At 71.7% G+C, this 16964-nt stretch carries 19 protein-coding genes and 1 pseudogene; 13 read left to right on the top strand and 7 right to left on the bottom strand.

From position 1 onward, the window contains the following. Positions 1 to 37: 37 nt before the first annotated feature. A complete protein-coding gene (locus tag ACFY16_RS18850) occupies positions 38 to 1567 on the bottom strand; it encodes an SDR family oxidoreductase (RefSeq protein WP_390648243.1) in 1530 nt (509 codons plus the stop codon). A gap of 316 nt (positions 1568 to 1883) precedes the next feature. Here ACFY16_RS18850 and ACFY16_RS18845 point away from each other — a divergent pair, with 316 nt between their 5' ends. Further along, the gene (locus ACFY16_RS18845; RefSeq protein WP_351140643.1) at positions 1884 to 2051 is read left to right on the top strand and encodes a hypothetical protein; all 168 of its coding nucleotides are present in this window, start codon (positions 1884 to 1886) and stop codon (positions 2049 to 2051) included. Positions 2052 to 2100: 49 nt separating this feature from the next. Here the strand turns inward: ACFY16_RS18845 and ACFY16_RS18840 are convergent, their stop codons facing one another. Continuing rightward, positions 2101 to 3045, bottom strand: coding sequence for a LysR family transcriptional regulator (locus ACFY16_RS18840; protein ID WP_390648242.1), 945 nt, complete (start codon positions 3043 to 3045; stop codon positions 2101 to 2103). Positions 3046 to 3182: 137 nt separating this feature from the next. Between ACFY16_RS18840 and ACFY16_RS18835 the strand changes: the two genes are divergently transcribed. From ACFY16_RS18835 to ACFY16_RS18815, 5 genes and pseudogenes are all read left to right on the top strand, one after another. Then, a complete protein-coding gene (locus tag ACFY16_RS18835) occupies positions 3183 to 3266 on the top strand; it encodes a putative leader peptide (RefSeq protein WP_350760414.1) in 84 nt (27 codons plus the stop codon). Between the two features lie 260 nt (positions 3267 to 3526). Beyond that, positions 3527 to 4081 carry an NADPH-dependent FMN reductase gene (gene ssuE / locus ACFY16_RS18830; protein ID WP_390648241.1) on the top strand — a complete coding sequence of 185 codons (555 nt, stop codon included), beginning with the start codon at positions 3527 to 3529 and terminating at the stop codon, positions 4079 to 4081. Between the two features lie 4 nt (positions 4082 to 4085). Beyond that, positions 4086 to 5270, top strand: a complete 1185-nt coding sequence (locus tag ACFY16_RS18825) for an SfnB family sulfur acquisition oxidoreductase (RefSeq protein WP_390648240.1) — start codon at positions 4086 to 4088, stop codon at positions 5268 to 5270. A 26-nt stretch (positions 5271 to 5296) separates the two neighbouring features. Next, positions 5297 to 6439, top strand: a complete 1143-nt coding sequence (locus ACFY16_RS18820; protein WP_390648239.1) for an LLM class flavin-dependent oxidoreductase — start codon at positions 5297 to 5299, stop codon at positions 6437 to 6439. 99 nt (positions 6440 to 6538) lie between these two features. After that, positions 6539 to 6646, top strand: a pseudogene (locus ACFY16_RS18815) (aldo/keto reductase); the annotation flags it as partial. 96 nt (positions 6647 to 6742) lie between these two features. On the opposite strand, the gene ACFY16_RS18810 reads toward ACFY16_RS18815, so the two are convergent. Beyond that, positions 6743 to 7231, bottom strand: a complete 489-nt coding sequence (locus ACFY16_RS18810; protein ID WP_390648238.1) for a pyridoxamine 5'-phosphate oxidase family protein — start codon at positions 7229 to 7231, stop codon at positions 6743 to 6745. 182 nt (positions 7232 to 7413) lie between these two features. Between ACFY16_RS18810 and ACFY16_RS18805 the strand changes: the two genes are divergently transcribed. Beyond that, on the top strand, positions 7414 to 7827 hold the full coding sequence (locus ACFY16_RS18805) for a VOC family protein (protein ID WP_390648237.1): 414 nt from the start codon (positions 7414 to 7416) through the stop codon (positions 7825 to 7827). A gap of 25 nt (positions 7828 to 7852) precedes the next feature. Continuing rightward, positions 7853 to 8923 carry an adenosine deaminase gene (locus tag ACFY16_RS18800; RefSeq protein WP_390648236.1) on the top strand — a complete coding sequence of 357 codons (1071 nt, stop codon included), beginning with the start codon at positions 7853 to 7855 and terminating at the stop codon, positions 8921 to 8923. Here ACFY16_RS18800 and ACFY16_RS18795 read toward each other — a convergent pair. After that, entirely contained in the window at positions 8905 to 9420 is a 516-nt protein-coding gene (locus ACFY16_RS18795; RefSeq protein WP_390648235.1) for a DUF664 domain-containing protein, read from the bottom strand. The genes ACFY16_RS18800 and ACFY16_RS18795 overlap by 19 nt on opposite strands. A gap of 25 nt (positions 9421 to 9445) precedes the next feature. After that, the gene (locus ACFY16_RS18790) at positions 9446 to 10330 is read right to left on the bottom strand and encodes a LysR substrate-binding domain-containing protein (protein WP_390648234.1); all 885 of its coding nucleotides are present in this window, start codon (positions 10328 to 10330) and stop codon (positions 9446 to 9448) included. A gap of 153 nt (positions 10331 to 10483) precedes the next feature. Between ACFY16_RS18790 and mgrA the strand changes: the two genes are divergently transcribed. Continuing rightward, complete coding sequence (gene mgrA / locus ACFY16_RS18785; RefSeq protein ID WP_390648233.1) at positions 10484 to 11476, top strand: L-glyceraldehyde 3-phosphate reductase; 993 nt, start codon at positions 10484 to 10486, stop codon at positions 11474 to 11476. Between the two features lie 20 nt (positions 11477 to 11496). On the opposite strand, the gene ACFY16_RS18780 is transcribed toward mgrA, so the two are convergent. Further along, entirely contained in the window at positions 11497 to 11784 is a 288-nt protein-coding gene (locus ACFY16_RS18780; protein WP_390648232.1) for a DUF1905 domain-containing protein, read from the bottom strand. A 95-nt stretch (positions 11785 to 11879) separates the two neighbouring features. After that, positions 11880 to 12263, bottom strand: coding sequence for a nuclear transport factor 2 family protein (locus ACFY16_RS18775; RefSeq protein WP_390648231.1), 384 nt, complete (start codon positions 12261 to 12263; stop codon positions 11880 to 11882). A 313-nt stretch (positions 12264 to 12576) separates the two neighbouring features. On the opposite strand from ACFY16_RS18775, the gene ACFY16_RS18770 reads away from it, so the two are divergent. The 4 genes from ACFY16_RS18770 to ACFY16_RS18755 all read left to right on the top strand — a co-directional run bounded on the left by ACFY16_RS18770 (position 12577) and on the right by ACFY16_RS18755 (position 16936). Continuing rightward, on the top strand, positions 12577 to 12987 hold the full coding sequence (locus tag ACFY16_RS18770; protein ID WP_390648230.1) for a hypothetical protein: 411 nt from the start codon (positions 12577 to 12579) through the stop codon (positions 12985 to 12987). 78 nt (positions 12988 to 13065) lie between these two features. Next, positions 13066 to 15405, top strand: coding sequence for an FHA domain-containing protein (locus tag ACFY16_RS18765; protein WP_390648229.1), 2340 nt, complete (start codon positions 13066 to 13068; stop codon positions 15403 to 15405). An 8-nt stretch (positions 15406 to 15413) separates the two neighbouring features. Next, complete coding sequence (locus ACFY16_RS18760; RefSeq protein WP_390648228.1) at positions 15414 to 15965, top strand: hypothetical protein; 552 nt, start codon at positions 15414 to 15416, stop codon at positions 15963 to 15965. Beyond that, positions 15965 to 16936 (top strand): serine/threonine-protein kinase, encoded by a 972-nt coding sequence (locus tag ACFY16_RS18755; protein WP_390648227.1) that lies wholly within the window; start codon positions 15965 to 15967, stop codon positions 16934 to 16936. The genes ACFY16_RS18760 and ACFY16_RS18755 overlap by 1 nt, the downstream gene beginning before the upstream one ends. Positions 16937 to 16964 lie beyond the last annotated feature (28 nt).

Raw genomic sequence — 16964 nt, 5'->3', positions numbered from 1 at the left:
GGTGCTTCCGGCCAGGGGCGCCCGGCGGATGCACACCTCATCCCGTGGGCGCACGTTCCCTCTTCGGGGGGACCGGGCCCGCCACCGCGGCCCGCGCGATGTTGCGGGCCATGCCGCCGAACACGAGGGCGTGGAAGGGGGAGACGCTCCACCAGTAGGCCTGGCCGAGCAGTCCGTGCGGATGGAACAGGGCGCGCTGTCGGTAACGGGTGCGGCCGTCGGCGTCCGTCTCCGCGTACATCTCCAGCCAAGCCAGACCCGGCAGCCGCATCTCGGCCCGCAGCCGAAGCAGACGCCCGGGTTCGATCTCCTCGACCCGCCAGAAGTCCAGCGAGTCGCCGACCCGCAGCCGCGCCGCGTCCCGGCGCCCGCGGCGCAGCCCGACCCCGCCGACCAGCCGGTCCAGCCAGCCGCGCACGGCCCAGGCCAGGGGGAAGGAGTACCAGCCGTTCTCTCCGCCGATGCCCTCGACCACGCGCCACAGCGCCTCGCGCGAGGCGTCGACCGTCAGTTCGCGGTCGTCGGTGTAGAGGCTGCCCCCGGCCCAGTCCGGGTCGGTGGGCAGCGGGTCGCTCGGGGCGCCCGGCACGGAGGCGGAGGACCATCGGGTCGTCACCTTCGCCTCGCGCACCCGCCGCAGGGCCAGCCGGACCGCGTCGTCGAAGCCGATCGGATGCCCCGGCGGGTCGGGGACGTGACGGACGATGTCGCGCTCGTGGCAGACGACCTCGTGCCGCAGCGACTCGGTCAGGGGTCGGGCGATGGCCGCGGGCACCGGCGTGACCAGGCCGACCCACTGACTGGACAACCCCGGGGAAAGCATCGGCACGGAGAGGATGAGACGGTGCGGCAGGTGCGCGACGGCGGCGTAACGCACCATCATCTCCCGGTACGTCAGGACGTCAGGACCTCCGATGTCGAAGGCGCGGTTGACCTCGGCGGGCATCCGGGCACTGCCGACCAGGGTGCGCAGCACGTCCCGTACCGCCACCGGCTGGATCCTGGTGTGCACCCAGCTCGGCGTGACCATCACGGGCAGGCGTTCGGTGAGGTAGCGCAGCATCTCGAAGGAGACCGAGCCCGAGCCGATGATCACGGCCGCCCGCAGCACGGTGGTCGGCACTCCGGAGTCCAGCAGGATGCGGCCGACCTCGGCCCGCGAGCGCAGATGGGGCGAGAGCTCCCGCTCGGGAACCCCCGCCGGGGTGAGGCCGCCGAGGTAGACGATGCGCCGTACGCCCGCGGCCCTGGCCTGCTCGCCGAAGACGCGGGCGGCCGCGCGGTCCGTCTGCTCGAAGTCCTTGCCGCTGCCCAGCGCGTGGACCAGGTAGTACGCGACGTCGACGTCCCGCATGGCGTCGGCGACGGATGCGGCGTCGGTGACGTCGCCGCGCACCACGTCCGTGTCGCCCGCCCATGGATGGTCGCGCAGCCGCTCGGGGGAGCGGGCCAGACAGCGCACCCGGTGGCCCGCGGCGAGCAGCTCCGGTACGAGCCGGCCGCCGATGTACCCCGTGGCGCCGGTCACCAGGGAGCGCAGCCCGGCAGTGCTGTCGTCTTCGTTCACGTGGACTCGGCCCTTCGCCTCGCTTGCCCCCTCGTGTTCACTCCCTCATCACTTCCCCGCGCAGGGCCGCTGCGGATGCGGCGTACGGGTTTCCGTACGACCACGTGGTCACAGCGAGCGACCGGGAGCAGCCGCGCGCGGGGAAAGCGGGTCCCACGACGGCGCGGTGTGGACCGACCTGCCCGCGATGGTTCCCCGCTGGACACGCGCACGTCGGGCGCCGCACATGATCGCGCCGATCCGGGGCAGGCGGTTCGTACGAGAGACAGGAGTATCGGCCGATGGCCGATGGCCGGTTCCGGAGGTGTCTGCCGCTATGGGCGCGAAGGTGTTGGAGCGTTTTCCTGCGGGAGCTCCGCGCGGATCATGGCCGGCGGAGGAGTACGCGGCGGCCCGCCGTGCGCAGGGCGAGCCCGCGACCGTGGTGATGGACCTGAAGTCGGACGCCTTCCTCGTGGTGGTTCCCGGGCACGACGACGACTGAGCACGACACTGGTCGTGCGTATGTGGGTCGGTCGTCGTCGGGCCGTGGGTCAGTCCTCGTCGGGCGCCTGACCGGTGCCCGGGTCGGCCGGCCTCCCGCCCAGCCGCCGTGCCGTGCGCACGAACACCTCGTGCAGGTCCTGCGCGGCCTGCGGCACGGACTCCGCCCGGCGGCGCCGCAGCATCAGCAGCACCTGTGTCGTGTCGCCGGCGATCGGCCGGTGGGTGAGCGCACCACACCGCTCCAGCGGATCGCCGATCACACTGAAGTCCGGCAGGACCGTCGCCCCCAGCCCCTCCGCCACCATCAGCTTGCCCATCTCGGCGCCGTCCGTGGAATACGCGAACGCGGGACCGCTCCCGCCCAGCAGCCGATGGACGTAGCGGTGCATCACATAGCCCGACCGCATGCCGATCAGCGGCTCCGCGAGCAGGTCGTCCGGCGTCACCGCCGCGGCGGACGCCAGCGGGCTGTCCGGACGTACGCACACCACGGGCCGCCCGCGCAGCAGCTCGGTCGACTCGAACCCGGCCGGCATGTCGTCGCCCTCCAGGTGGTTGACGAGCCCGAGGTCGAAAGCGCCCTCCAGCAGGCCACGGTGGATGTCGGTCTGCTGTGCGCCGACCACCTCGACCTGGGTGAGCGGATGCGTGCCGCGGAAGTCCCGCACCACCGGAATGAGCAGCGGCACGGTCGCCGCGTTCACCGTGCCGAGCCGCACCATGCGGCTGATGCGGTGCTGTTCGCCCGCCGCTGCCCGCAACCGGTCCACCGCGTCCAGCACATTGACGATGTGCGGCAGCAGTTCCCGGCCCGACGCGCTCATCGTGGCGCCGGAGCGCTTGCGTTCCAGGAGGTCGACGCCGAGCTCGCGTTCCAGATTCCGCACGGTCTCGCTCAACGCGGGCTGGGACAGGCTCAGTTCCTCGGCGGCCCGGCGCAGAGAACCGAGCCTGGTGACCGCCGCGATGTATTCCAGCTGTTCTGTCCGCACCGCAGCAGAATGCTGGTGCTTTCCAGGGCGGTTCAAGGGTTTCCCTGTCACACCTTCGTGAAATTCAATGGTCCGCGATACGAGACCGGTCGGGTTTTCCTTGACTGCCCCGACCGGCGGCTGCCACGATCGACGGCATGAAGATGCGACTGGACCTCACGCGGCGACGCCATGTCGACCTCGCGCGCGTCTCCAGCGCCTCCTGTTGCGCCGCGGCCTGAGAATCCTTCCGATTCGCCGCGTCCACCTTCTTCCCTCTCTGTCGTCGGGCGGACGTGCGTCCTCTTCCGCTGCCTGAACGCAGAGATCATCACGCCTGCCTGACCTTCCGGATTGCGCGACCCCGTCGCCCACGAGCGGCGTGAGGTCGGCCGCCCGGGGCCAGGAAGGCGAACTGCCCGGACCCACCCGGTACTCCTGACCGCTTCCCGCAGGGGACGCCTCCCGCGCGGAGACGTCCCGCCGTCCTGAAAGAGGACCCATGGCCACCGTCCTGTCCGTCTCCGGCAGCCCCTCCGCCTCCTCCCGCACCAACCGCCTGCTGCGCCACCTGGACCAGCGGCTCGTGGCGCAGGGCCACGAGGTGGTACCGCTCGACGTCCGTACCGTCCCCGCCGAGGCGCTGCTCGGCGCGGACTTCCGGCACCCGGCGATCCTCGAGGCCACCGAGCTGTTCGCGCGCGCCGACGGCGTCGTCGTCGGCACCCCCGTCTACAAGGCGTCGTACTCCGGTGTCCTCAAGGCGCTCCTCGACCTGCTCCCGCAGTACGCCCTCACCGGCAAGACCGTGCTGCCGCTGGCCACCGGCGGCTCCACCGCGCACGTCCTGGCCATCGACTACGCGCTGCGCCCGGTCCTGAACTCCATGGGCGCGGCGCACATCGTGCAGGGCTGGTTCACCCTCGACAAGGACATCACCGTGCACGACAACGGCTCGCTGACCGTGGCCCCGGCCACCACGGAGGCCCTCACCCAGGTGGTCGACCAGTTCTCGGCCGCACTGGGCCGCACCCCGCTCCTGGCCGCGGCGAGCTGAACGCATGGCCGCCCGCGTCATCACCGACGACGCCGAGGCCGTCGCCGTCGCGGCGGCCCTGGCCGACGAGTTCCGGGCCGGCGCCTCGGAGCGCGACACCGAACGTCGGCTGCCGCGCACGGAGTTGGACCGGCTCTCCGCCTCCGGACTACTTGCCGTCACCGTGCCCGCCGAGCACGGCGGCGCCGACGTCGGTGCCGAGACCCTCGCGGAGGTCTTCCGGCTGCTGGGGTCCGCCGACGGCAGCCTCGCCCAGATCCCGCAGAGCCACTTCGCCTACGTCAACGTGATCCGCCGCCAGGGCACGGCCGAGCAGCAGAAGTTCTTCTTCGCCGAACTGCTCGCCGGGCGCCGGTTCGGCAACGCCCAGTCGGAGGCCGGCACCAAGCACGTTCAGGACATCCGCACCCGTCTCACACCGCAGGCTGACGGCTCGTACGTCCTCTCCGGCGTCAAGCACTACTCCACCGGAGCCCTGTTCGCCGACTGGATCCCCGTACTGGCCCGCGCCGAGGACGACAACCTGCACGTGGCCTTCGTTCCCCGGGACGCGGCCGGCCTCACGGTGGTGGACGACTGGGACGGCATGGGCCAGCGCACGACCGCCAGCGGAACCGTCCACCTCGACGACGTCCCGGTCCCCGCCGACCGCGTCCTGCCGCACCACCTCACCTTCGAGGGGCCGCAACTGCACGGCGCCCTGGCCCAGTTGCTGCACGCCGCCATCGACGCCGGTATCGCCGTGGGAGCGCTCGCGCAGGCCGCGGAGTTCGTGCGGACGAAGAGCAGGCCGTGGTTCGAGAGCGGCGTCGAGACCGCCGCCGAGGACCCGCTGCTGATCCAGCGGTTCGGTGAACTCGCCCTCCAGGTCAGGGCGTCCGAGGCACTGCTGCGCGAGGCGGCCCGTGCCGTGGACGCGGCCCGCGCCGACCTCACCGACGACACGGCGGCCGAGGCATCCATCGCCGTGGCCGCCGCCAAGGTCCAGGCCGCGAACACCGCGGTCGACGTCGCCGGCGCCCTGTTCGAGGTGTCCGGCACCCGCTCCGCACTCGACTCCCTCAACCTGCACCGCCATTGGCGCGACGCCCGTACGCACACGCTGCACGACCCGACCCGTTGGAAGATCCAGCACATCGGCCGGTACGTGCTCAACGGGACGAAGCCGCCCCGCCACGGCCTCCTCTAGCCGACCGCCCAGATCGGAGACCCCCCGTGTCCCTCACCTTCCACTGGTTCCTGCCCACCAACGGCGACAGCCGCCACGTCGTCGGCGGCGGCCACGGCACCCCGGCCACCGCCTCCGGACGGGACCGGCCGCCGACGGTCGCCTATCTGAGCCAGATCGCCCGTGCCGCCGAGGACCTCGGCTTCGTAGGCGCGCTGACACCCACTGGTGCCTGGTGCGAGGACGCGTGGCTGACCACCGCGATGGTCAGCCAGAACACCGAACGCCTGAAGTTCCTGGTCGCCTTCCGCCCCGGCTTCGTCTCGCCCACCCTCGCGGCGCAGATGGCGTCCACCTTCCAGCGACAGACCGGCGGACGGCTGCTCCTCAATGTCGTCACGGGCGGCGAGAGCCACGAGCAGCGTGCCTACGGAGACTTCCTCGACAAGGACGCGCGCTACCGCCGCACCGGCGAATTCCTCCAGATCGTACGGGAGTTGTGGGAGGGCAAGACCGTCGACCTGGCGGGCGAGCACCTCCAGGTCGAGGACGCGAAACTGGCGCGCGTGCCCGATCCGGTGCCCGAGGTGTACTTCGGCGGGTCGTCGCCCGTCGCGGGCGAGGTCGCCGCCAAGCACGTCGACGTCTACCTCACGTGGGGCGAGCCGCCGGCCCAGGTCGCGGAGAAGATCGCGTGGATCAGGGGGCTGGCCGCGAAGGAGGGCCGCACCCTCCGCTTCGGGATCCGCCTGCACGTCATCACCAGGGACACCTCCGAGCAGGCCTGGGCGGAGGCGCACCGGCTGCTCGGCGGCTTCGACCCCGAGACGGTGAGGGCCGTGCAGGAGGGGCTGGCGCGCAGCGAGTCCGAGGGGCAGCAGCGGATGCTCGCGCTGCACGGCGGCGGCCGGGACGGGCTCGAGATCCACCCCAACCTGTGGGCGGGCATCGGACTGGTCCGCGGCGGCGCCGGCACGGCGCTGGTCGGCAGCCACGAGGAGGTCGCCGAGCGGATCAAGGAGTACGCGGCGCTCGGGATCGAGGAGTTCGTGCTCTCCGGGTATCCGCATCTGGAGGAGGCCTACTGGTTCGGGGAGGGAGTGCTGCCGGGGCTTGCCGCGGAGGGCGTGTGGAAGCACCCGTTCCGGCAGGATGCGGCTCCCTCGGCCCAGGTGCCGTTCGCGTCCTGAGCCCCCCAGGGCCTGTCCGGCCGATCGTGCCGCAGACGCGCCGGGTTCACAGACACCGTTGCTTTCCTGCGACTCGGTCTGCCGGGCAGGTCCTGACCGGCGCTGTCCCCGTACGCCGACGACCTCGTCATCGCCACGAAAGTCGGCCCCTTCCGTGACTGCGCGGGGGAGTGGGGCGGTTCGGACCGGCCGGAGGACCTGCGCGCGACCTGCGACAGGGCCCGCACGTACTCGCCATCCCCGGCACCGGCGCAACCCCGGCCACGTCGTGGAGAACGTGGCCGCCGGTGCGCCTGGGACGGCTCAACACCCTCCGTCAGAAGGCTGGTCAGTGGCAGGGGCCCAGACACCGTCCCGCATGAGGTGCCGGCCCGGCAGCTCGTGCGCCCCGCGCCACGCCTGCACCGCACGCGGGCGCACCCGGAAGTAGACGTACTCCGCGCTGTCCCCACGGGGATCCCAGCCCGTCTTCGTGCGGAACGCCTCCGCCGCCGCCCCCGGCACGTCCACCGCGGTGAACATCTCCGCATCACCGTCCACGAGCACGACGTCCTGGGTGTCCCCGAACGCCAGCCGGGCCCGCGCACCGGTCCGCAGATTACGGCCGGTGGGATTGGCACGCCGGGTGGACAGCCACAGGGCCTCGCCGTCCCAGACGAACCACAGCGCGACCAGACACGGGATCCCGTCGGCGTCCGCTGTGGCCACCCAGATGTCCATCTCCTCTTCCAGGCGGGCCAGTACGTCGTGCTTGCGCTGTTCGGGGGCGCGCGAGGCGCCGGCGATCTTCATGGCGGGCACGCTAGCGAGCGGCGGCCCACCGCGCCTCGGGCCGGAGACCCGGTGCGGCACGGTCCGGAGACCTAGGCCACCCCGCGCGGCGGCCGTGATTCCCGACCGGTCACGGAGTGACTGGCGTGCGCTGGGTTTTACGTATAACCTCTCCCGTCAATCGCACGTACCGAAAGGCCCCGATGAGACGCATCGCCCTGGTCACCCTCGTCGTCGACGACTACGACGAGGCGATCCGCTTCTACACCGAGGCGCTCGGGTTCCGCCTCGTGGAGGACGCCCCACGCCCCGACGGCTCTCGCTGGGTCGTCGTGGAACCCGGGACCACCGGCGCCGACGGGCAGGGCACCGGGCTGCTGCTCGCCCGGGCCAAGGACGAGACGCAGCGCGGCCGGGTCGGCGACCAGACGGGCGGGCGGGTGGGGTTCTTCCTGCACACCGACGACTTCGCCCGCGACCACGCCCGGATGCGCGCCGCGGGCGTGACCTTCCTGGAGGAGCCGCGCCACGAGCCGTACGGCTCGGTCGTCGTCTTCCAGGACATGTACGGAAACCGCTGGGACCTGCTCCAGCCCGCCGAGCAGCAGCAGCTCTGACCCACTTGTCACAGAAAGACCGCCCATGACCGCCCCCCGCATAGACGCCGACACCCTCCGACGCCTGCCCAAGGCTGTCCTGCACGACCACCTCGACGGCGGGCTGCGCCCCGCCACCGTGGTGGAGCTCGCGGCCGAGGTCGGTCACACCCTGCCGACCACCGACCCCGACGCGCTCGCCGCCTGGTACTACGACGCCGCCAACTCCGGCGACCTGGTCCGCTACATCGCCACCTTCGAGCACACCCTCGCCGTGATGCAGAACCGTGAGGGACTGCTGCGCACCACTGAGGAGTACGTCCTCGACCTCGCCTCCGACGGCGTCGTCTACGCCGAGGTGCGCTACGCCCCCGAGCTGATGCTGAACGGCGGGCTGACGCTGAACGAGGTCGTGGAGACCGTGCAGGAGGGCCTCGCCGCCGGCATGGCGAAGGCGGCCGCCGCCGGTGCCCCCGTCCGGGTCGGCACCCTGCTGTGCGGAATGCGGATGTTCGACCGCGTCGGCGAGGCCGCCGAGCTGGCCGTCGCCTACCGAGACGCCGGTGTCGTCGGCTTCGACATCGCCGGCGCCGAGGACGGCTTCCCGCCCGCCGACCACCTGGCCGCCTTCGAGCACCTGCGCCGCGAGAGCGTGCCGTTCACCATCCACGCCGGCGAGGCCCACGGCCTGCCCAGCATCCACCAGGCTCTCCAGGTGTGCGGAGCTCAGCGCATCGGCCACGGCGTGCGCATCACCGAGGACATCGTCGACGGCAAGCTCGGCCGTCTCGCCGGCTGGGTGCGTGACCGCCGTGTCGCGCTGGAGATGTGCCCGACGTCCAATCTCCAGACCGGCGCCGCGACCTCGATCGCCGAGCACCCGATCACGGCCCTGAAAGACCTGGGCTTCCGGGTCACCCTCAACACCGACAACCGTCTGGTGTCGGGGACGACGATGACCCGGGAGATGTCGCTGCTCGTGGAGCAGGCGGGCTGGACCCTCGAGGACCTGCGCACGGTCACGGTGAACGCCGTCAAGAGCGCGTTCATCCCGTTCGACGAGCGCAAGGCCCTCATCGAGGACGTCGTCCTGCCGGGCTACGCTGCCGCGCTCTGAAGCAGCCCCCGGACGTAGGCGGCCTGTCCGACGTGCTGGAGATCGTCGGACAGGACGCTGACCAGCCGCACGCCCAGGGTGACGGGCGGATCCCAGCGGGTGTCGACGACGCGCTCCAGGTCCTTGGCGGCCAGCCCGCGCAGGGCCTGGAGGCTCTGCGCGTGCACCGCGTCGTAATAGCCGGTCAGCAGGTCTCCGGAGTCGACCCGCACCTCGGCGACCTTCGCCGAGGTGTGGCCGTAGCCGATGTCGTGGCGCGGCAGGTCGAGGCCGAAGCGTTTCTCCCACTCCTGCGACAGCCATACCTGGTCGAGGTCGAAGGCGTCGGCGACGTGGTCGTCCTGGACCCGGGTGAGGTGCCACACCAGCCAGGCGATGGAGTTGGTGTCCGCGCCGGGGCGGGCATGGAGGTCGTCGGGGTCCAGTCCCTCGACCACGGAGTGGACTTCTTCCTGGATGCGGCTGTACGCGTCGATGAGGACGTCCTTTGCATGCATGCGTCCACCATCGCGCAGCCGTCGCTCACGCGCCCCCTGTTTCCAGCAGCGCCATCAGCGCCCGGGCCGCCGGACTGGTGCCTTGGGGCGGCGGCAGCAGGGCGGCGGTCTCGTACACCGTCTCACCGGTGCCCTTCAGGGGCAGCGCGGTGAGCGACTCCCGCTTGTGCCGGAAGTGGCGCGGCACTACGGCGACGCCGAGGTTCTCGTCGATCAGGTCGAGGAGGCTGTGCACGTCGTTGACCTCCAGCGCGACCGTTCGCCGCACCCCGGCCTCGGCGAAGGCGGCGTCCGTGGTGCGGCGCGGGCCCCAGTCCGGATGGAAGTCGACGAAGACCTCGCCGCTGACCTCCTCCGGCGTCACCGCGGCGCCGGCCTCGGCGAGGCGATGGGCGGGGTGGCACAGCAGCGTCATCGGTTCGCCGGCCAGCGACACGGAGCGCAACTGGTCGGTGTCCGCCTCCGTCCGGTAGGCGAAGGCCAGATCCAGCCGCCCGGCCGCGACCTCCTCGGCCAGCGCGCCCGACCCCGCCTGCCGCAGCCGGATCTCCACGTCCGGGTGGCGCCGCCGGAAGGCGGCGAGCAGCGCCGCCACCTGCACCCCGGCGATGCACTGCTCGGTGCCGAGTGCCAGCGTGCCGCGCAGCACGCCCTGCACCGCGGCCACCGCCTCGTGGGCGGCCCTGACCTGCGCCAGGATCCGCTCCGCCTCGGCAAGCAGCGCGCGCCCGGCCTCGGTCAGCGTCACCCGGCGGGTGGTGCGCATGAACAGCGGGGCCCGCAGCTCACGCTCCAGCGCCCGGATCGAGGCCGACAGGCCCGACTGGGACACCATCAGCCGCTCGGCGGCCCGGGTGAAGTGCTGGTCCTCGGCGACGGCGACGAAGTGCTGGAGATGGCGCAGTTCCATGATTGAGAAGCGTATCCGCTGAATTCCATCGGATTCTTCTGTTGGACCACTGTCCCTGGGTCGCGCGAGAGTGGGTAGCGGTTCCCTGAACCTGATGTCCTGAACCGGACGTCGTGAACCTGATGTCCGGTGCCGATCTCTGATGGAGTCGCGTTGTACACCGCACACCCCGACCGCTACGCGGACATGCCCTACCGGCGCACCGGACGCAGCGGCCTCAAGCTCCCCGCGCTGTCGCTCGGACTGTGGCACAACTTCGGCCCCGACCGCCCGGTCCAGACCCAGCGGGCCATCCTGCGACGCGCCTTCGACCTCGGCGTCACCCACTTCGACCTGGCCAACAACTACGGCCCGCCGCCCGGCGCCGCCGAGTCGGCCTTCGGTGAGGCGCTCAAGGCGGACTTCGCGTCCTACCGCGACGAGCTGGTGATCTCCACCAAGGCCGGCTACCTGATGTGGCCCGGCCCGTACGGCGAATGGGGCTCCCGCAAGTACCTGCTGTCCTCGCTCGACCAGAGCCTGACCCGGATGGGCCTGGACTACGTCGACATCTTCTACTCGCACCGCCCCGACCCGGAGACTCCGCTGGAGGAGACGATGGGCGCCCTGCACTCGGCGGTCCAGCAGGGCAAGGCGCTCTACGTCGGCATCTCCAACTACTCCGCGGAGCAGACCCGCGAGGCCGCCCGCATCCTCGGCGAGCTGGGCACCCCGCTGCTCATCCACCAGCCGCGTTACTCGATGCTCGACCGCCGCCCCGAGGACGAGGGCCTGCTGGACGCGCTCGACGAGCTCCAGGTCGGCTCCATCGTCTTCTCCCCGCTGGAGCAGGGTCTGCTGACCGGCCGCTACCTCGACGGCATCCCGGAGGGCTCCCGGGCCGCGAGCGACAGCCCCTTCCTGAACTCGGACGCGGTCACCGAGGACCTGGTGGCCAGGCTGCGCTCCCTCGACGAGATCGCCAAGTCCCGCGGCCAGACCCTGGCCCAGCTGGCCCTCGCCTGGGTCCTGCGCGGCGGCCGGGTGACCTCCGCCCTCGTGGGGGCGAGCAGCCCGCAGCAGCTGGAGGACAGCGTCGGCGCCATCCGCAACCTCGACTTCGACGCGGAGGAGCTGGCCCGGATCGACGCACTCGTCAAGCCGTAGTACGCGGGCGGCACAGTGACCTACGCGCCGAGGCGCTCCTCGAGGCGTACGGTCACCGTGTCGCCCTCCTCCTTCCCGATGGCCTCGCGTACCCCAGCCTTTACGGGGAGCTTGTGGGTGCCGTTCCCGAGGGCCATGAACGAACTCTCGAAAGGTTGTCCGTCGACCGTCCCGCGGATCTTGACCGGTCCCCGGGTGCCGAAGAATTCGACGGAATCCGGCCGGACGACATAGGGCCGGCCGCCGTTGTTCGGGCTCTTGCGAAGTTCCGCGGTGAATTCCGCGTCGCCTTTCCCGGTCGCGCCCATGGTGTCCTCCGCTCGCGGTGATCTCGACGGTCTCCCATTCAAGAGACCAATTGATGGACCACCGCGGGCGGCGGAACTCGTCGTGGCGTCGGCCGTCACGCCCCGGCGGGCACCCGGTCAAGGAATCCGAGCACGGTCCTGATCCGGCCCTCGGCGTCCAGCGTGATCACGTCGGATCCGGCGACCGGCGCCGAGCCGTCGGCCTCGCTCACCAGCTCCCAGGAGAAGCGTGCCGTGTCGTGGTGGCCGTCGACGGCGCCGGTGAGCCGGAAGGCGAAGCCGGGGAACTGGGCGTGGGCGGCCGTGATCAGCGCCGCGATGGCCTCGTGGCCGCGGACGTCGGCGATCGGGTCGGTGTAGCTGCCGTCCGCCGTCCAGGCGGCGGCGACCGTCTTCGCCAGTGCCTCCGGCTCGGCCGCGTTCCAGGCCTCGAAGTAGCGGGCGACGGCGTTCTCGTAACGGTCGATGTTCGCGGACATGTGAAATCAGCCTCCGTCGAGGTCGTATCTGCTGGTCAGGAACCGGATTCCGGTGTTCGCCGATCCGGTGCGACCAACCATGCCCGGGTCCGCCGGAAGGGTCGATTACTCCGCAGGTAATGCAGACCGGTGGCCCGCCCGTCACGTTTCGGCCAATAGGGGCGGTGAATATGCCAAGAGAGTGGCCGAAAGTAATGGTGACAGTGTTTCAGGAGTCAACATACTCGAATGGCAGGGGCAGTTCACCGCACAGGAGCCGCACGGAAAGCGAGGTCCGACCGGCAAGCGAGAGATGCGACGGGGGAGTGGAACCGTGCACGACGAATTCCTGTGCCATGTCACCGCGTACGGCGTGTGCGACGGGCGGCGTATCGGCGTGCCGCTCGGCACCTATCGCGCGCCCACCCTCGCGCTGGCCCTGTGGTGGCTGCGCGACCGGGCGTCCTGGATCGCCGAGCGACTCGACCCGAGCCCGGAGAGCCCGCACTTCCCGCCGGGCGCGCTCGTGCCGGTCGCCGAGGGCGCGCCCGACGTGCCCGGCCTGTTGCGTGCCTGGTGCGCCGACGCGGAGCGACAGGAGCTGGTGGCCGACGAGTTGGCCGGCGGGCGGCTGGTGCGGATCGCCACCAGTGACGACACCACCGAGTACGAGCTGCTCGCCGAGTCCGTCGACGCACTGCGGATGCAGCGCGCCGCGCCGGCGCTCGTCGTGCCGGTCGCCTGACGCCTGACGGGGGTCACGTGCCGACCCTGATGCGCATGGCGATCGGCGCACATGTGAGCGAATCGGTAGAATTCACGCATGGCGGATGGGTTGGCCGCGCCGACCGCGCCCGAACTCGTGCTGACGACCGAGACGGGCTCCACGGTGATGACTCCGGGCCGCGAATACCACGTCGGACGCGACCCGCAGTCCGACATCGTCCTCGACGACACCCGGGTCTCGTGGCACCACGCGGTGCTGCGACCCGAGGCCGGCCACTGGACCCTCGAGGACGAGCACAGCACCAACGGCACCTACGCCGACGGCCGCCGCGTCCTGGAACGGGACGTCGGCCCAGGCAGTGTCATCCGGTTCGGCAACCCCGCCGACGGCCCGTGCGCCGTCCTGCTCAGCCGCCCGCCGCCGGCCCCGGAGCGCCCCTCGGCGGTGTCGATGCCCAGTCTGACCGGCACCTTCCGGGAGCCCGCGAGCGTACGGCTGCTGCCCGCCCGTAGCCTGCGCATCGGCCGCGCCGCCGACAACGACCTGGTCGTCGACGACCTGACCGTCTCCCGCCGGCACGCCGAACTTCGTACCCTGCCGGACGGCACGCACGAGATCGTCGACCTCGGCAGCCACAAGGGCACCTACCTCAACGGCCGGCCCATCACCCGCGCCTGGGTCGGCCCCGGTGACATCGTCGGCATCGGCCACGAGGAGTTCTGTCTGGTCGGCGATCAGCTGCAGGAGTACATCGACACGGGCGAGGTCTCCCTCGACGTGCAGGACCTCTCGGTCGCCGTCGACCGCGGCCGCAGGACGCTGCTGGACCAGGTGTCGTTCCCGGTGGGGGAGAAGTGCCTGCTGGCCGTCGTCGGCCCGAGCGGCGCCGGCAAGTCCACGCTGCTGGGCGCCCTGACCGGACAGCGCCCCGCCGACCACGGCACCGTCCTGTACGACGGCCGCGACCTCTACCGCGACTACGCCGAGCTGCGCCAGCGCATCGGCCTCGTCCCCCAGGACGACATCCTGCACGCCCAGCTCACCGTGCACAGCGCCCTGTCCTACGCCGCCGAGCTCCGCTTCCCCGAGGACACGGCCAAGGCCGAGCGGCGGGCCAGGGTCGGCGAGGTCATCCGCGAACTGGGCCTGGAGCAGAGGGTCGGACAGCCCGTGCACAGCCTGTCCGGCGGACAGCGAAAGCGGGTCTCCGTGGCCCTGGAACTGCTCACCAAGCCATCACTGCTCTTCCTCGACGAACCGACCTCCGGCCTCGACCCCGGGATGGACCGCTCGGTCATGTACATGCTGCGCAAACTCGCCGACGACGGCCGGACCGTCATCGTCGTCACGCACAGCGTCCTCAGCCTCGACGTCTGCGACCGGCTCCTGGTGCTCGCACCCGGCGGCAAGACCGCCTACTACGGCCCGCCCGACGACGCCCTGGCCTTCTTCGGGTTCGAGCGGTGGCCGGAGGCCTTCGAGGCCTTCGAACGGGATCAGGACCGGGACTGGGCGGGGGAGTACCGTGACTCGCCGCTCCACCGGCAGTACGTGGTCGACTCCAGCGCGCAGCCCCGGCTGTCGAGCGAGGGCCCGGTCGCCGTGGCACCCCTGCCGCGGCCGCGCAGCCGACGTGCGCAGCTCGCCACCCTCATCCGCCGCTACACGGCCGTGCTCAGCGCCGACCGCACCTTCCTCGCCGTCATGATCGCGCTGCCGTTCGTGATGGGTGCCATGGCCCGCGCACTGGCCGGCGGCGAACTGACCGGGGACCACGCGACGAGCGCGCTGCTGATCCTGTGTGTCGGCGGAGTGCTCACCGGTGCCGCCAACGCCGTTCGCGAACTGGTCAAGGAACGGGTGATCTACCAGCGCGAGCGGGCCGTCGGCCTGTCCAGATCGGCGTACCTGATGTCCAAGGTGGTCGTCCTGGGCACGGTGACCGTCCTCCAGGCGGTCGTACTCACCCTGGTCGCCCTGCTCGGCGTCGACCTCGACGCGCCCGGTGGGACGGGCGTGCTGATGCCGCCGCTGGTGGAGATCACGGTCGCCGTCGCCCTGCTGGCCTTCACGGCGATGATGCTCGGCCTGGTGGTGTCGGCGCTGGTTCGCAAGGAAGAGGTGACGATGCCGCTGCTGGTGCTGCTCGCCGTCGTCCAGGTCGTCTTCTGCGGCGCCCAGCTGTCCCTGCACGGAAAGATCGTCCTCGAGCAGTTGTCGTGGCTGGTGCCCTCACGGTGGGCGTTCGCCGCCATGGCCGGGACCATCGACCTGGCCCGCCTCGCACCCGGCGCGCTCACCGACGATCCGCTGTTCCGGCACTCGCCCGGGGTGTGGTTGTTCGACCTCGGCATGCTGGTCGTGCTGTCGGTCCTCTTCGGGTTCCTGGTCTCCCGGCTGCTGCGCCGGCACGAGCCGGCCGTGATGCGGAAGTAGGCGGCGCGATGACGACCCCCGGCTTCCGGCCCACCCACGTCGTCCCCCAGCACGGCATGCCCGCCTGGGAGGCCCCCGACCCCGCCCGTCCCACGGTGCCCCTCGACCCGCTGCTGCCGGTCGAGCTCGCGGAGCGGCGCGGCGACTGGGGACACGTCCGGTGCGCCAACGGCTGGTCCGCCTGGGTCGACGGCCGCTTCCTGGTCGCCGTACCGCAGGACCCGCCGCCCGGCGCGGACCCGCTCGCGAGCGTGGCCGACCCGCGCCCGCTGCTCCGGCGCGCCGAGGAGGCGCTCGCGCAGTACCGGGCGGCCGTCGAGGAACTGGCGGGAGCCGGCCTCGACGGCGAGTCCTTCCGGCGCCGTACCCGGGGACTGAGGATCGGCGTGGTCGTCGACGGGGAGTCCGTGTGGCTGTACGACGCCGAACAGGGGCGGTGGATGTACGGCGACGGGACACGCCTGAGCACGTACGCCGCGGACGACGAGCCGGCCGGGGCCGGGGCCGGGGACGGGGGCCACGGGCCCACCCGCGTCGTCGACCCCGACGGTGAACCCTGATGCCGGGCGACACCGGCCGCTTCGTGGGCAGGCCCTCCGAACTGATCGGCCGGCAGATCGCGAGCTACCGCATCGAGGGAGAGGTCGGCCGCGGCGGCATGGCCGTGGTCTACCGCGCCCGGGACCTGCGCCTGGACCGCACCGTCGCCCTCAAGCTGCTGGCCCCGGAACTCGCCCGCAATGACACCTTCCGGCAGCGCTTCACCCATGAGTCCCGGGTGGCGGCCGCGATCGACCACCCGCACATCGTGCCGGTCTTCGAGGCCGGCGAGACCGACGGCGTCCTGTACATCGCCATGCGCTACGTCGCCGGCAGCGACCTGCGCCGTCTCCTCGACCGCCGCGGTCCGTTGCCGCTGCGGACCGCCCTGCGCATCGCCGCGCAGGTGGCCTCCGCGCTCGACGCCGCCCACGAGCACGGGCTGGTCCACCGCGACGTGAAGCCCGGCAACATCCTCGTGGCCCGCGGCACCGACAGCGACCACCCCGAGCACGTCTACCTCACGGACTTCGGCCTGACCAAGAAGTCGCTGTCCCTGACCGGCTTCACGACCGTCGGCCAGTTCGTCGGCACGCTCGACTACGTGGCTCCCGAACAGATCTCCGGCCGTCCCGTCGACGGCCGCTGCGACGTCTACGGCCTCGCCTGTGTCGTCTACGAGTCCCTGGCGGGCCGCCCGCCCTTCCGCCGCGACGACGACATGGCCCTGCTGTGGGCCCACCAGTACGACCAACCGCCCCCGCTGTCGGCGTCCCGTCCCGACCTCGCCCCCTACCTCGACACCGTGTTCGCCAAGGCCCTCGCCAAGACCCCCGAAGACCGCTACGACTCCTGCCTCGCCTTCGTCGCGGCCCTGCGCACCCCACCGTCCGGCGCCGCCGACCAGGACCACTCCCCGACGGAGGTGGACCTGCGCGTCGCGAAGCCACCGCCGCGGTGGGCCGCGCCGGTGTTCAGGGAGCGGGGCTGAGGCGAGGCGGGGCGTGGGGTGCGGCTGT

Origin of the sequence: Streptomyces sp. NPDC001315 (genome assembly GCF_042896175.1) — a bacterium.
In the GTDB taxonomy this organism is placed as follows: domain Bacteria; phylum Actinomycetota; class Actinomycetes; order Streptomycetales; family Streptomycetaceae; genus Streptomyces.
Note: the sequence above shows the minus strand (reverse complement) of the source record. Positions and strands in the feature narration are given on the sequence as shown.